The following is a 14625-nucleotide window of genomic DNA, read 5'->3' as shown; positions in this document are numbered from 1 at the left end:
CGCCCCTACTCCCCCGGGGCTCCCGCCCCGGCTTCCGCTCCGGTGTCCGCCCCGGTCAGCGGCTCCAGGAACCCCTGCTCGACCAGCATCCGGATCGCCTCGGGCGTCCGGTCCCGCAGGACCACCGGGTCCTCCTCGACCAACTGGGCGATGGCGTCCAGAATCCGCCCCGCGCTCAGTGATCCGTCACACACCCCGGCGAAGCCGGCCCCGACCGTGTCGACCTTGGTGGCGCGCCGCATGCCCCGGTTCTGCCGGAGCACGACGTGTTCCGGATCCTCCGCGCCGGGCGCGCCGACCTGCTCCTGCACGACCTCCTCGGTCAGCCGGAAGTAGCCCGCGAGCAGGGCCGCGTCATCGTGGTCGCGCAGGTAGTCCTGGCGCGCGAAGTGGTCGAGGACGGCCTCCCCGAGCGGCTGTTCCACCGAGTGCGGCCACTCCTCGACCACGATCGAGGGCTCGGCCGCGTCGCTGCGCCGCAGCGTGATCCAGCCGAAGCCGACGGCCTTGGTCTTGCGGGCTTCGAACTCGTCCAGCCAGTCCTCGTACCGCTGTTCGTACTCGGCGGGGTCGGTGCGGTGATCGCCCGCGTCGCGCAGCCACAACTCCGCGTACTGCGTCACGTCCTGCACGTCACGCTGCACGATCCAGGCATCGCAGCCGCGCGGTACCCAGGCCCGTACCCGGTCGTGCCAGTCCTCGCCGTCCACGTGCTGCCAGTTGCCCAGGAACTGCGCGAATCCGCCCGGGTTGAGCCGGGCTCCGGCCTCCTGGACCAGGGTCCGGCACAGGTCGTCGCCGCCCATCCCGCCGTCCCGGTACGTCAGCCGGGCCCCCGGAGAGATCACGAAGGGCGGATTCGACACGATCAGGTCGTACGTGGCCGCCCCGACCGGCTCGAACAGCGACCCGGCGAGCAGTTCCGCTTCGGGGGCACCCGACAGCGCCAGCGTCAACCGGGTGAACTCCAGGGCCCGCGGGTTGACATCGGTCGCCGTGACCCGGGTCGCGTGCTGGGCCGCGTGCAGCGCCTGGATCCCCGATCCGGTACCGACGTCGAGAGCCGAGCCGACCGGCGTGCGGACGGTGATCCCCGCCAGCGTCGTGGAGGCACCGCCGACGCCCAGGACCACGCCCTCGTCGCGGCTGCCGATCCCGCCGGCCCCGCCGACCGCGCAGCCGAGGTCGGAGACGATGAACCAGTCCTCGCCGTCCGGACCGCCGTACGGGCGTACGTCCACGGTGGCGTGCAGCTCGTCGCCCTCGCGCCGCAGCCAGCCGTCGGCCAGCGCCGCGTCCACGGGCAGGGCGGCCGCGGCATGTACGTACGGCACCGGCTGGCGCAGCAGGAAGAGCCGGGTCAGGCTCGCGAGCGGCCCGTCACCGCGGCTCCGCGTGGCGCGCAGGGCGGGGACCGTCTCGCTGCGTGCCAGCGCGGCGTACGCCGGGGCACCGAGCAGGTCGAGCAGCCCGTCGGCGGTGAAGCCCGCGGCGAGCAACGCGGCGCGCAGCTCGGCCGCGCGGGCCGACGAGGGGAGGCGGGCGGGCAGACCGGGGGGAAGGCTGGTGGTACTCACCCGCCCATTGTGGCCGCTGCCGCCGCCAATGCCCGCGCCACACGGCCTACGGCGTGGGCGCCCGTCGCCCCCCGCGAGCTCCCGCCCGGGGGCCGCACCCCGGGACGGGCCCCGACCGGGCGCAGCTCCGTACGGCCGGACCCGTCCCCGGAACATGCGCCGGGGCGGCCGGGTCCCGAAGGATCCCGGCCGCCCCGGTGTGTGCGGCGCCGCCGGCAAGGCGGCCGCCCGCGCGTCCTCGTCCAGGACCAGGCCCCCGAACGACGAGGCCGTCGAGGCGGTCGAGGACGACGCGGACTAGGACTGCGCCGGCGACGGAGTCGTCACCTGGCAGCCCTTCTGACTGTTCATCGACTTGTCCAGGCCGCCCGCCTTGAGCTGGTCGAGGGCTTCCTTGCCGCCCTTGGTCGCTTCCTCCAGGCCGCCCGCGACCTCCTTGAGGCCCTCCGCGAACTTGCCCTGGTCCTTGGCGTCGAGGGCGTCCATCTTCGTCTTCAGGGCCGTGTAGCCCGCCGACGTCGACTCGAAGCCCATGACCGCGGCGGCCTGGGTCTTCTCCCCGTCCTTGACGGGCGGAACTCCCGCGTTCGTGAGGGCCGTACCCATCGCCTTGTACGACTCGGACATGGTCCCGAAGGCCGCCGAGTCGGTCGACTGGACCTCCTCGGGCTTGCTGCTCTCGGTCGCCACCCGCTTGATGTCGGCGTTCGCCTTCTCGATCTTCTCGAGCTCGGGCTGCCAGCTGTCGCAGACCTTCTTGGCCCAGGCGTCGGTCTTCTTGTCGCCGTCGTCCCCGCCGCAGCCGGACAGGACGAGCATCAGCACCGCAGCGCCCGATACCGCGGCCGCAAGCTTCTTGTTCACCGGATTGGTCCCTTCGAAGGCTCTCGGCCCGGAAGATACACGTCCACCATCCGGGAAACGCAAAGGCGGACGGACGGCGCGTCAGTCCGCGCCGCCCGTCCGCCATTCGGGCGTAGGGTCGAGTCGAGCCCCGGGTCGGGCCGAGTCGAGCCGGATCGGGCCGGTTCAGGCCCGCTCCGTCCGTCTCAGGAAGAGACCGCCGCCGCCGGGTCGGCCTGCTGGCCCACCCGCTCGGCGGTCGCGCCCTCGCCCGTCCCGTCGTCGCCCACGGCGATGCCGCGGCGCTTGGAGATGTACACCGCACCGACGATGACGCCGATCGCGAGGACCGCGACGATCGCCCGTACCGTCGGACTGGCGTCCGCCCCGTAGCTGAACTGCACGATCGCGGGGGCGATCAGCAGCGCCACCAGGTTCATGACCTTGAGCAGCGGGTTGATGGCGGGACCGGCGGTGTCCTTGAACGGGTCGCCGACGGTGTCGCCGATGACGACGGCCTCGTGGGCCGCGCTGCCCTTGCCGCCGTGGTGCCCGTCCTCGACGAGCTTCTTCGCGTTGTCCCACGCGCCACCGGAGTTGGCGAGGAAGACCGCCATCAGGGTGCCCGTGCCGATCGCGCCGGCGAGGAAGGAGCCGAGGGCTCCGACGCCGAGCGTGAACCCGACGGCGATCGGGGTGAGGACGGCGAGCAGCCCGGGCGTGGCGAGTTCGCGCAGCGCGTCCTTGGTGCAGATGTCCACGACGCGCCCGTATTCGGGCTTCTCGGTGTAGTCCATGATCCCGGGGTGCTCCCGGAACTGGCGGCGCACCTCGTAGACCACCGCGCCCGCCGAGCGGGACACGGCGTTGATGGCGAGGCCGGAGAACAGGAACACGACGGCCGCGCCCAGGATCAGCCCGACCAGGTTGTTGGGCTGAGCGATGTCCAGGCTGAGGTTCATCTCCCCGGCCGTCTTGGCTCCGACCTCCTTGACCGCGTTCGCGATGGCGTCGTTGTACGAGCCGAAGAGCGCGGCCGCGGCGAGCACGGCCGTGGCGATCGCGATGCCCTTGGTGATGGCCTTGGTGGTGTTGCCCACCGCGTCCAGGTCGGTCAGCACCTGCGCGCCGGCGCCCTCGACGTCCCCGGACATCTCCGCGATGCCCTGGGCGTTGTCGGAGACCGGGCCGAAGGTGTCCATGGCGACGATGACGCCGACGGTGGTGAGCAGACCGGTGCCGGCCAGTGCGACCGCGAAGAGCGCCAGCATGATCGAGGTGCCGCCGAGCAGGAACGCCCCGTACACGCCGAGGCCGATGAGCAGCGCCGTGTAGACGGCGGACTCCAGACCGACCGAGATGCCGGCGAGCACGACCGTGGCGGCGCCCGTCAGGGACGACTTGCCGATGTCCCGGACGGGGCGGCGGTTGGTCTCGGTGAAGTAGCCGGTGAGCTGCTGGATCAGGGCCGCGAGCACGATGCCGATGGCGACGGCGACCAGCGCCAGGATCCGCGGGTCACCGGAGTGCCCGGAGATCGCGGCGTCGTCGACGCCGACGAGCTCCTTGTAGGTGCCCGGGAGGTACGCGTAGACGGCGATCGCGACGAGGACCAGCGAGATGGCCGCGGAGATGAAGAAGCCGCGGTTGATGGCGGTCATTCCGCTGCGGTCGGTACGCCGCGGGGAGACCGCGAAGATGCCGATCATCGCCGTGACGACCCCGATGGCGGGGACGATCAACGGGAAGGCCAGGCCCAGGTCGCCGAAGGCGGCCTTGCCGAGGATGAGGGCCGCCACGAGGGTGACGGCGTACGACTCGAAGAGGTCGGCGGCCATTCCCGCGCAGTCTCCGACGTTGTCGCCCACATTGTCGGCGATGGTCGCGGCATTGCGCGGGTCGTCCTCCGGAATGCCCTGCTCGACCTTGCCGACCAGGTCGGCGCCGACGTCGGCGGCCTTGGTGAAGATGCCGCCTCCGACACGCATGAACATCGCGATGAGCGCGGCACCGAGGCCGAAGCCCTCCAGGACCTTGGGCGCGTCGGCGGCGTAGACGAGCACGACGCAGGACGCGCCGAGCAGGCCGAGGCCGACGGTGAACATGCCCACCACGCCGCCGGTGCGGAACGCGATCCGCATGGCCTTGTGGGAGACCTCGGTCAGGTCCTTGGCGGGCTCGCCCTCGGCGGGGGTGGCCTCGCGCGCGGCGGCGGCGACGCGGACGTTGGCACGGACCGCGAGGCGCATGCCGATGTAGCCGGTGGCGGCCGAGAAGGTGGCGCCGACGAGGAAGAAGGCGGAACGTCCCGCCCGCTGCGTCCAGTCGTCGGCGGGGAGCAGGAACAGCAGGAAGAACACGACGACGGCGAAGACGCCGAGCGTGCGGAGCTGCCGGCCGAGGTAGGCGTTGGCGCCTTCCTGGACGGCTGCGGCGATCTCCTTCATCTTGTCGGTTCCCTCGTCGGCGGCGAGGACCTGGCGGACCAGGATCTGCGCGACGACGAGCGCGGCGATGGCAACGGCCGCAATGACGATCACGATGAGCCGGTTGTCATCGGTGAGTACTGCGGATGCCAGGTCAGTGGTGCGACCGGGCGCGATAGGGGTGAAGAGCCCCGTCATTCGTCCTCCTTGACGTGATGAGCTCAAGATGTGGACGGATTGTAGGGAGCGGAACCCGATCAAAACAGTACGCAGGAAACGGAATTGGCTCGCACTTGCTCCTCACCAATAGATCTGGTCACTCCATTACCCTCGAAAGCGGTAACGGGGCAAAAGCATTGACGCCTGATCACCGATCCGGAAAACCGCCGGAGAACGATCACGGAATGGATCTACGATTACCCGAAAGGCCCTGCTCGGCAGGGCCTTGAATAAGATCAGAAGATACGTCGGCACGCGCGGCGGAACATCATCGGTGCCCCCACTCCCGGTGCTCCGACGCCTTACCGGCACCCGCCCGGTCCCCCGTCGCCGGACGGCCGACCTCCGGGAACCGACCGCCGCGAGGGCCGGCCGGGGCAGGAAACCGGCCGGGAACCACGAAACCCCCCGGCCGGGACGAGAACCCGCCGGTCACCACGAGAACCCGCCAAGCGGCGTCCGCAAGGACCCACCGCAGGGCAGCACGAAGCCCCCGAGCGGGACACGGTCCGGTCCCGCCGGGCAGCACGAAAACCCGCCGGGCGGCACGAGGCCACCCGGCGGGCACGAAGCGATGGGCAGGCCGAATCGCCGACCCCGGCCGGAGCCGGGCCGCTGTCCGTCCGGCCGGGCCCGGCTACGGCCGGCTACGGCCGACCACAGCCGGCTACGGCAGTTCGGAGGTCCCCGAGACGGGCCAGCTCATCCGGATGGTCCCGCCGTTTTCCCCGCTGATGACGTCGACGTCGTCGACCAGGCCGCTGATCACGGCAAGGCCCATCTCGTCCTCGCCCTCGATGTCGGGGTCCAGGACGGCGTCGATTCCGGGCACGGCTGCGGACGGGCCGCCGGCCGGTCCGGGTACTTCGTCGCTGACCTCGATGGAGAACACCTTCTCCTCCTCGGTCAGCACCACCCGGACGGGCGCGGTCAGCCCGTTGCTGCGATGCAGTCCGACGGCACGCGAACAGGCCTCGCCCACGGCGAGGCGGACCTCGTCGAGGACGGCTTCCTCGACACCGGCCCGCCGCGCCACGGCGGCCGCGACCAGGCGGGCCGTCCGGACGTGTTCGGGCTGGGCGCTGAAGCGCAGTTCAACGGTGGCCATGCGCGTCCCCCTCGGACTACGGGCGTGCCTTACAGGGGCCCGGACCGCTTGTGGCCCGGTACCCCCCGCTCCATCTTCGGCCGTTTCGCCGCCGAGCGCCGTCAGTCGGTGGCGTTGACGGCGTCTTCCACCGAGTTGTGGATCGGAAACACCTTGGTCAGACCGGTGATTCGGAAGATCTTCAGGATGCGCTCCTGGTTGCACACCAGACGCAGCGAGCCCTCGTGCGCGCGGACGCGCTTGAGGCCTCCCACGAGCACACCAAGTCCGGTGGAGTCGAGGAAGTCCACTCGCTCCATGTCGACAACCAGGTGGTAGCTGCCGTCGTTCACCAACTCGACCAACTGCTCGCGCAGCTTGGGCGCGGTATACACATCAATCTCGCCACCGACCTCCACGACCGTACGGTCGCCGACAGTGCGAGTCGACAGGGACAGGTCCACGGATCCTCCAGCACCTTGCTATCGAGCGGCGCCCCCCAGGGGCCTCCCCACCCGAAGGTGGGCGAGGGATTGGCTGCCGCGATGGCATTCAATCACTTACCGGCAGGCGCGCACGACGCCTTCGGACCATTGTCCCGCACGCCGGTGACACACTCGGTTCCAATGGCCAACACTCACCGTCCCGGTCCGCCCACGGCACCCGAGGACGTCAGACCCACCCCCGGCACGGTCCTGGACCGGCTGTCACGGGGGCCTTCCCGGGCTGCGCGCATCACTCATACGGAGCACTTGCCCCCTCGGGAGGGTCGTCATGCGGTCTGGCCCGATCGCATCCGAACTGATGTCGTAGCCGCGATTCAGGCCGCCGGGATCGACCATCCGTGGGAACACCAGGCCGCGGCCGCCGAGCACGCCCTCGACGGAGAGTCCGTGGTCGTCGCCACGGGAACCGCCTCGGGCAAGTCGCTGGCCTACCTCGCGCCCGTGCTCTCGGCCCTCGCCGACGGCGCCGAGGCACCCAACGGCCGGGGCGCGACCGCCCTGTACCTGGCCCCGACCAAGGCCCTGGCCGCCGACCAGCGCCGCGCCGTACGGGAACTGGCCGGCCCCCTCGGCAACGCCGTCCGGCCCGCCGTGTACGACGGGGACACCCCGGTCGAGGAGCGCGAGTGGGTGCGCCAGTACGCGAACTACGTCCTCACCAACCCCGACATGCTGCACCGGGGGATCCTCCCGGCCCACCCGCGCTGGTCCTCCTTCCTGCGGGCCCTGCGCTACGTGGTCATCGACGAGTGCCACACCTACCGGGGCGTCTTCGGCTCCCACGTCGCCCAGGTCCTGCGGCGGCTGCGCCGGCTGTGCGCCCGCTACGGCTCCGATCCCGTGTTCCTGCTGGCCTCGGCCACCGCGAGCGACCCGGCGACCGCCGCGGCCCGGCTGACCGGCCTGCCGGTGGTGGAGGTCTCCGACGACGCCTCCCCGCGCGGCGAGGTCGTCTTCGCCCTGTGGGAGCCGCCCCTGACCGACCTCAAGGGGGAGCGGGGCGCACCCGTACGGCGTACGGCCACCGCCGAGACCGCCGATCTCCTCACCGACCTGGTCGTCCAGGGCGTCCGCACGGTCGCCTTCGTCCGCTCCCGGCGCGGCGCCGAGCTGATCGCCGTGATCGCCCAGGAGAAGCTCGCCGCCGTCGACCGCTCGCTGCCCGGGCGGGTCGCGGCCTACCGCGGCGGCTACCTGCCCGAGGAGCGCCGGGCCCTGGAGCGGGCCCTGCACTCCGGCGACCTGCTCGGCCTGGCCGCGACGACCGCCCTGGAGCTGGGCGTGGACGTCTCCGGCCTCGACGCCGTCCTGATCACCGGCTACCCGGGCACCCGCGCCTCCCTGTGGCAGCAGGCCGGCCGGGCCGGACGCTCGGGCCAGGGCGCGCTGGCCGTCCTGATCGCCCGCGACGACCCGCTGGACACCTACCTGGTCCACCACCCCGAGGCCCTCTTCCGGCAGCCGGTGGAGGCCACGGTCCTGGACCCCGACAACCCGTACGTCCTGGCCCCGCACCTGTGCGCGGCCGCGGCCGAGCTACCCCTCACGGAGCCCGACCTCGACCTCTTCGGCCCGGCGGCACGCGACCTCCTCCCCCAGCTCGAAGCGGCGAAACTGCTGCGCCGCCGGGCGGCGGGCTGGCACTGGACCCGCCGGGAACGGGCCTCGGACCTCACCGACATCCGGGGCGGCGGCGGACGCCCGGTCCAGATCGTCGAAGCCGCCACGGGCCGGCTCCTGGGCACGGTCGACGAGGAGGCCTCCCACACCGCCGTCCACGACGGGGCGGTCCACCTCCACCAGGGCCGCACGTACCTCGTGAAGCACCTGGACCTGGAGGACTCCGTCGCGCTGGTCGAGGAGGCCAGCCCGCCGTTCTCCACCACGGCCCGCGACACGACCGCCATCTCCGTCCTGGAAACCGAGACGGAGATCGCCTGGGGGCGGGGCAGGCTCTGCTTCGGTTCCGTGGAGGTCACCAACCAGGTCGTCTCCTACCTGCGCCGCAAACTGATCACCGGCGAGGTGCTCGGCGAGGCCAAACTGGACCTGCCGCCCCGCACCCTGCGCACCCGGGCCGTGTGGTGGACGGTCACCGAGGACCAGCTCGACGAGGCCCGGATCAACCCGGAGATCCTCGGCGGCGCCCTGCACGCCGCCGAGCACGCCTCGATCGGCCTACTCCCGCTCTTCGCCACCTGCGACCGCTGGGACATCGGCGGGGTCTCCGTCCCGCTGCATCCCGACACCCTCCTCCCGACGGTCTTCGTCTACGACGGCCACCCCGGCGGAGCGGGCTTCGCCGAGCGCGCCTTCCACACGGCCCGCGCCTGGCTGACGGCGACCCGGGACGCGATCGCCGCCTGCGAGTGCGAGGCCGGCTGCCCCTCCTGCATCCAGTCCCCCAAGTGCGGCAACGGCAACGACCCCCTGCACAAGCGCGGCGCCGTCCGCCTCCTCACCCACCTCCTCTCGGAATCCCCGGCCCCGTCCCCGGACCCGGCCCCGACCCCGTCAGGGACGCCCTGAGCCCCTCCGAGCCACCCGGGCCGGCCGGGCCGACCGGGCTCCGCCGGGCGAACCCCGGGCCGGAGCCGCCGCCGCGACCGGGGCACCGGGCCGGAACTCCGGCTTCCCGGGATCACCGGCGATTGGCTTGATATCGCCCCTGGCGCCGCCCGGACCGTGTCAGGTGACGGGTGACGGGTGACGGGTGGCAGGTGTCTGGTGGCAGGTGTCTGGTGCCAGCCAGCCCGGACCACGCCTCGTACCTCCCCCTCCCCTGGACCGCACTCGTATCCCCAGGCCCTCCCGGACGGGCCGCCTGGACACCCGTGGCCCCGCAGCGCGCCCGGCCGCGGACCCGGCGGACCCGGCCCTGTGGAGGCCCCCTCACCGGGGCTCCCCGGGCAACGGCGGGCCCGCGCGGGAGCGCAGCTCCGGTCCGAAGGGGCCCGTCGGGGCGCGGGCGGTGACCTCCGCGACCTCGCCCGTCACCACGCACTCGGTGACCCGCGCGCCCTGCGCCACCGCCACCCGTATCGCCGTGGCGCAGGCGGCCTCCGGGCCGTGGGCCCAGCTCGCCGCCGCCGCGAGGGCGGCGAGGTCGGCCGCGGCCGCGGCACGGTGCCGGGAGACCACCGCCTGCCCGAGCAGGAGCACCCCGCCGAACACCGCCACCAGCACGGTCGCCACCACGACCGCCCACACCGTGGCCGACCCCCGGTCCCGCGGGCCCGCGCACCTCCCGGTCACGGCGGCGGCCCCACGGTGTCCTCGGCCAGGGCGGCGGCCAAGGCGGTGAGGCGGATCGGCACCGCGGCCGGTCCCGGAGCGGGAGCCGTGACGCGGACCCGCCACAGATCACCCTCCCGCGAGAGCTCCACCCGCGCCCCGGGCGGGGCGGCGGCCACCGCTGCCGCGACCGCCGCGCCCGCCGGCTCCGACCGGGCCGCCGACCGGGCACCGGCCCGAGCGGCGTCGACACACCGGATCTGTGCGGCTGCCGCCATCAGTGCCCACACCAGGAGCGCCGCGAACAGCACCAGCGCCGGAATCACCAGGGCCGCCTCCGCCGTCACATATCCGCGGTCGGAACGGCGCTCGGAACCGCGCTCAGAACGGCGCATCGAGTGCCTTCCCGATGGTCGACTGAAGTGCCGTCGAGACCAGTTCACTCGTCACCACCTTGTACAGAACGGCCGCGAACGCACACGCCGCGATCGTGCCCATGGCGTATTCGGATGTGGACATTCCCGCGTCGCCCCCGTGGCCCTTCAGTCCCGCCCGCCCCGCCAGCCCCGCCATTGCCGCCCGCACGCGAATCCAGATGATCGACATGACAACCTCCCGTTGATTCAGCTTTTTGACGTGATCTCAGATCTCAGATGTCAGATGGTCATTTCAGGTGGCCCATTCGGTCGGCCGTCATTCAGCCCTTCAGTCGGCCCTTCAGTCGGCGGAGAGGAGGCCGGAGGCCATTCCGATCACCACCGGCGCCACTCCCAGCGCGAGGAAGGCGGGGAGGAAGCACAGGCCCACCGGCGCGGTGACGAGGACCGCCGCCCGCTGCGCCCGGGCTCCAGCCCTCCGGGCGCGGTCCGCCCGGAGCGTCGACGCGAGCCGGGACACCGGTTCCGCGGCGGGCGCCCCCGTGCGCGCGGAGCGCTCCAGGCATTCGGCCAGGGCGCGCGCTCCCGGTATCGCCGTCAACCTCCCCCACGCGGCGCCCGGTTCGCCGCCGAGGCGCAGCTCCGCTCCGGCCATTGCCAGCCGGTCGCCCACCGGGCCGCCCAGCGACTCCCCCACCGCCTCGGCGGCGTCCACCGGCCCGGCTCCGGCCGCTAGGCATGCGGCCAACAGGTCGGCGGCGAACGGAAGCTGGCGCTCCGCCTCCCCGAGGTCGACCCCTGTGGCCGGCCGCCGTCGCGCGAGCCATCTGCGGACCGCGAAGCCCGCCGCGCAGCCTGCCGCCGCGCCCGCGAGCCCCCCGATCAGCAGCCAGGCCGCCGCCAGTGCTCCGGCCGGCCCGGCCCAGGCCGTCACCGCCGCCCGCAGCCGGGGCCCGGCGGGCGGCCGACTGCGCGCTGCTTCCACCGCGAGCATCCGGGTGAGGCGGCGCCGGGCCGCCCGCTCCCGGATGCGCGCCGCCACCGCCGACGCCGCCCACAGCGCCGCCGCCGCGAGGCACAGGGCCATCCCCAGCCTGTGGATCGCGAAGCCGTCCATCACCGCTCCGCCACCCTGACGATCCGCCGGCACCACAGCAGCCCCAGCGCCTCCAGTGCCGAGCCGGCCAGCAGGCAGCCCCACCCCACCGGCGTGTGCAGGAGCACCCGCAGCGGATCGGCCCCCAGCCCGGTACCGATGAGCAGACCGACCCCCGGAAGCAGGGCCAGCACCGCCGTCGTCGATCTCGCTCCCGCGAGCTGGGCGCGCAGGGATTCCTCCCGGTCCCGCTCGGCCCGCAGGGCCCCTTCCAGCCGGTCCAGTCCGGCGGCCAGCCCGGCGCCGCCGTCCACCGAGACCCGCCAGCAGGCCGCCATCGCCGCCAGCCCCTCCGCGCCGGGCTCCCGGGCCGCCTCCCGCAGTGCTGCGGCCACGTCCCCGCCGAAGGCAGCGGCCGCCAGGACCCCGGCCTCCGCGGCTCCCGGCCCGCCGGGGCCGGACACCGTGCGGCGCATCGCCTCGGTCAGCGCCCGGCCGGGCTGCGCACCGGCGCGCAGCTCGCCCACCACCGCTCCGCACAGGGCCACCACCTCGGCGGCCCGCGCCGTCCGGGCCCGCGCCCGCTCCCTGGCCCGCAGCCACCGGCGGACCAGCGGCACGGCCGCCGCCCCGGCGAGCATCGGGATCACCGACCCGCCCAGCAGTGCGAGCACCAGCCCGGCCCCGAGGCAGGCCCACTCCCGGCTGCGCGCGGCCCGGACCCGGACTCCGGCCACCAGGCGCTCCCAGGGTGCCGGTCCGGCCGGTACCGGTGGCCCCGCCCCGGCCAGTACCGCCCTGGCCCGCCGGGGCACCCGGTCGGCCCCGGCCAGCGCCCAGGCGGCCGCTCCGGCGCACAGCACCCCGGCGAGCGCCGGCAGCGGCACCACCGCCCCGGCGCTCACCGGGCACCCGCGAGCAGCGGGCGCAGCCGCTCCCAGCCCCGGTCCCGTACGAACCCCCGGGCGCCCCAGCGCAGCGCCGGCACGGTGACCACGAGCCCGGCCGGGTCCCGCTCCAGGACGTGCACCTCGGCGACCCGGCGCCGGCCGGCCCGGTCCCGTACGAGGTGGACCACCAGGGTCAGGGCCGCCGCCAACTGGCTGTGGAGGGCGGCCCGGTCGAGTCCGGCGGCCGTACCGAGGGCCTCCAGCCGGGCCGGCACGTGGGCGGCGGCATTCGCGTGGACCGTGCCACAGCCGCCTTCGTGTCCCGTGTTGAGGGCGGCCAGCAGGTCCGCGACCTCGGCGCCCCGGACTTCGCCGACGACGAGCCGGTCCGGCCTCATCCGCAGGGCCTGACGGACCAGGTCGGCAAGGGTGACCTGGCCGGCGCCCTCCTGGTTGGCCGGCCGGGTTTCCAGCCGCACCACGTGCGGATGGTCGGGCCGCAGCTCGGCCGAGTCCTCGGCGAGCACGATCCGCTCCCCGGGGCCGACCAGCCCGAGCAGGGCGCTGAGCAAGGTGGTCTTGCCGGTGCCCGTCCCGCCCGAGACCAGGAAGGACAGCCGGGCCCGCACCATGTCCCGCAGCAGCCGCTGTCCGCCGGGCGGCAGTGTCCCCGCCGCGACGAGCTCCTCCAGCGTGAAGGCGCGCGGTCGCACGACCCGCAGGGACAGGCACGCCGAGCCGACGGCCACCGGAGGCAGTACGGCGTGCAGGCGGGTGCCGTCGGGCATCCGGGCGTCCACCCAGGGCCGGGCGTCGTCGAGTCGGCGTCCGGCGACGGCGGCGAGCCGCTGGGCGAGCCTGCGCACCGCGGCGGCGTCGGCGAAGGTCACCCCGGTCAGCTCCAGCCCGCCGCCGCGGTCCACCCACACCCGGTCGGGGGCGGCCACCAGGACGTCGGTGACCTCGGGGTCGGCGAGGAGTGCCTCCAGCGGGCCCGCGCCGACCAGTTCGGACCTCAGTTCCGCGGCGACGCCGAGCACTTCCGCGTCGCCCAGCAACCGGCCCTGGGCCCGCAGGGCCGCCGCCACCCGCGCCGGGGTCGGCTCCGCCCCGCTCTCGGCAAGCCGCTGGCGCACCGCGTCGAGGAGTACGGCGCTCATGCCGACGCCCCCTGGGCGGAGCCGAGCGCGCGCTGCCAGAAGCCGTCGCAGAAGCGGGCGAGGGCGCCCCGGCCGTGCGCTCCCGGGGGCTCGCCCTCGGCCACCCGGCCCGGAAGCCCCACCTCCACCGGTACTTCGCCGGCCAGCGGCACCCCCAGCAGTCCGGCGACGGCCTCCGCGTCGAGTCCGCCCGGCGCGGGGCCCCGTACGACCACGCGGACGTCGCGGGCCACCATGCGGACTCCGGCGGACACCCGGCCGGCGGCGGCCACCGCCCGCAACTCGCCCCGCACCACCATCAGCACCAGGTCCAGCTGCGCGAGCACCTCCGCCACGGCTTCGTCGACCCGGCGCGGCAGGTCGACCACGACGACCCCGCCCCGGCGCCGCGCCGCGGCCACCACCGAGCGCATGGCGGCGGGCGGCACCACCACCCGGTCCCCGCGGTCCCAGCTGAGTACCCGCAGGGCGTGCAGCTCGGGCAGGGATTCGGCCAGGGCTCCGGCGCCGACGCGGCCGCGCGAGGCGGCGAAGTCGGGCCAGCGCAGCCCTTCGGCGGCTTCGCCTCCGAGGAGGACGTCCATACCGCCGCCGAGGGGGTCGCCGTCGATGAGGATGGTCCGCTCGCCTGCCCGGGCGGCCCGCAGGGCCAGGGCGCAGGCGAGGGTGGAGGCTCCGGCTCCACCGCTACCCCCGATCACCCCGACCGTGAGGGCGGGCCGCCCGGCGCCTTCCACCACATCGGCGATCCTGTCGACGAGCCGGCTCTCGGCGTCGGGGAGGGTCAGCACCTCCTCGGCGCCGATCTCCAGCGCCCGCTGCCAGACGTGGGGGTCGTCCAGATCCCGGCCGACGAGGAGCACCCCGTCCCGCCGGGGTGCGCCGCGCACCCGCCGGGCGGCGTCGTCGCCGACCAATACGAGGGGCGCCGATTCCCAGCCGACCCCCGCCACACCCATGACACCCGCGGCACCCCCGCCGCTCCCGCCGCTCCCGCCGCTCCCGCCGCCACTCTCACGGTCGGCTCCGCTTTGCTCGGGCACCGCGTGGTGCACATGCGGCTCGGCCCCCGCGGCGGCGCACAGCCGCAGCAGGTCGTCGAGCAGCAGGGGGTCCTCGGTGATGATCAGCGGCCGTCCACCGGCGGCCACAGGCCCGCCGGCCCCGGGATTCGGCCTGTCCCCGCCCGCCACCGCGAGATCCCGGACTT

Annotated in this window: 13 protein-coding genes; 1 reads left to right on the top strand and 12 read right to left on the bottom strand. The window is 74.2% G+C overall.

Annotation, left to right across the window (positions count from 1 at the left end; translation table 11 throughout):
* Positions 1–5: 5 nt before the first annotated feature.
* From OG247_RS24185 to bldG, 5 genes are all read right to left on the bottom strand, one after another.
* Complete coding sequence (locus tag OG247_RS24185; RefSeq protein ID WP_327254222.1) at positions 6–1577, bottom strand: DUF7059 domain-containing protein; 1572 nt, start codon at positions 1575–1577, stop codon at positions 6–8.
* Between the two features lie 297 nt (positions 1578–1874).
* On the bottom strand, positions 1875–2441 hold the full coding sequence (locus tag OG247_RS24180) for a small secreted protein (RefSeq protein WP_327254221.1): 567 nt from the start codon (positions 2439–2441) through the stop codon (positions 1875–1877).
* A gap of 185 nt (positions 2442–2626) precedes the next feature.
* The gene (locus OG247_RS24175) at positions 2627–5044 is read right to left on the bottom strand and encodes a sodium-translocating pyrophosphatase (RefSeq protein WP_327254220.1); all 2418 of its coding nucleotides are present in this window, start codon (positions 5042–5044) and stop codon (positions 2627–2629) included.
* A 688-nt stretch (positions 5045–5732) separates the two neighbouring features.
* Positions 5733–6173: an ATP-binding protein gene (locus OG247_RS24170; RefSeq protein ID WP_327254219.1), complete on the bottom strand. Its 441-nt coding sequence runs from the start codon at positions 6171–6173 to the stop codon at positions 5733–5735.
* Between the two features lie 101 nt (positions 6174–6274).
* Positions 6275–6616, bottom strand: coding sequence for an anti-sigma factor antagonist BldG (bldG, locus tag OG247_RS24165; RefSeq protein WP_243339893.1), 342 nt, complete (start codon positions 6614–6616; stop codon positions 6275–6277).
* A gap of 81 nt (positions 6617–6697) precedes the next feature.
* On the opposite strand from bldG, the gene OG247_RS24160 reads away from it, so the two are divergent.
* Positions 6698–9187, top strand: a complete 2490-nt coding sequence (locus OG247_RS24160; RefSeq protein ID WP_327254218.1) for a DEAD/DEAH box helicase — start codon at positions 6698–6700, stop codon at positions 9185–9187.
* 363 nt (positions 9188–9550) lie between these two features.
* Here the strand turns inward: OG247_RS24160 and OG247_RS24155 are convergent, their stop codons facing one another.
* The 7 genes from OG247_RS24155 to ssd all read right to left on the bottom strand — a co-directional run bounded on the left by OG247_RS24155 (position 9551) and on the right by ssd (position 14608).
* Positions 9551–9856, bottom strand: a complete 306-nt coding sequence (locus tag OG247_RS24155) for an Rv3654c family TadE-like protein (protein ID WP_442813381.1) — start codon at positions 9854–9856, stop codon at positions 9551–9553.
* A 53-nt stretch (positions 9857–9909) separates the two neighbouring features.
* Positions 9910–10287: a TadE family type IV pilus minor pilin gene (locus OG247_RS24150; RefSeq protein ID WP_327254216.1), complete on the bottom strand. Its 378-nt coding sequence runs from the start codon at positions 10285–10287 to the stop codon at positions 9910–9912.
* A complete protein-coding gene (locus OG247_RS24145) occupies positions 10274–10465 on the bottom strand; it encodes a DUF4244 domain-containing protein (protein ID WP_327257597.1) in 192 nt (63 codons plus the stop codon). The genes OG247_RS24150 and OG247_RS24145 overlap by 14 nt, the downstream gene beginning before the upstream one ends.
* Positions 10466–10609: 144 nt before the next feature.
* The gene (locus OG247_RS24140; RefSeq protein WP_327254215.1) at positions 10610–11386 is read right to left on the bottom strand and encodes a type II secretion system F family protein; all 777 of its coding nucleotides are present in this window, start codon (positions 11384–11386) and stop codon (positions 10610–10612) included.
* Positions 11386–12270, bottom strand: coding sequence for a type II secretion system F family protein (locus tag OG247_RS24135; RefSeq protein ID WP_327254214.1), 885 nt, complete (start codon positions 12268–12270; stop codon positions 11386–11388). Before OG247_RS24135 ends, OG247_RS24140 begins: the two co-directional genes overlap by 1 nt.
* Entirely contained in the window at positions 12267–13415 is a 1149-nt protein-coding gene (locus tag OG247_RS24130) for a TadA family conjugal transfer-associated ATPase (protein WP_254385547.1), read from the bottom strand. The genes OG247_RS24135 and OG247_RS24130 overlap by 4 nt, the downstream gene beginning before the upstream one ends.
* Complete coding sequence (gene ssd, locus OG247_RS24125; RefSeq protein WP_327257596.1) at positions 13412–14608, bottom strand: septum site-determining protein Ssd; 1197 nt, start codon at positions 14606–14608, stop codon at positions 13412–13414. The genes OG247_RS24130 and ssd overlap by 4 nt, the downstream gene beginning before the upstream one ends.
* Between the last annotated feature and the right edge of the window lie 17 nt (positions 14609–14625).

Origin of the sequence: Streptomyces sp. NBC_01244 (assembly GCF_035987325.1) — a bacterium.
Taxonomy (GTDB): domain Bacteria; phylum Actinomycetota; class Actinomycetes; order Streptomycetales; family Streptomycetaceae; genus Streptomyces.
Note: the sequence above shows the minus strand (reverse complement) of the source record. Positions and strands in the feature narration are given on the sequence as shown.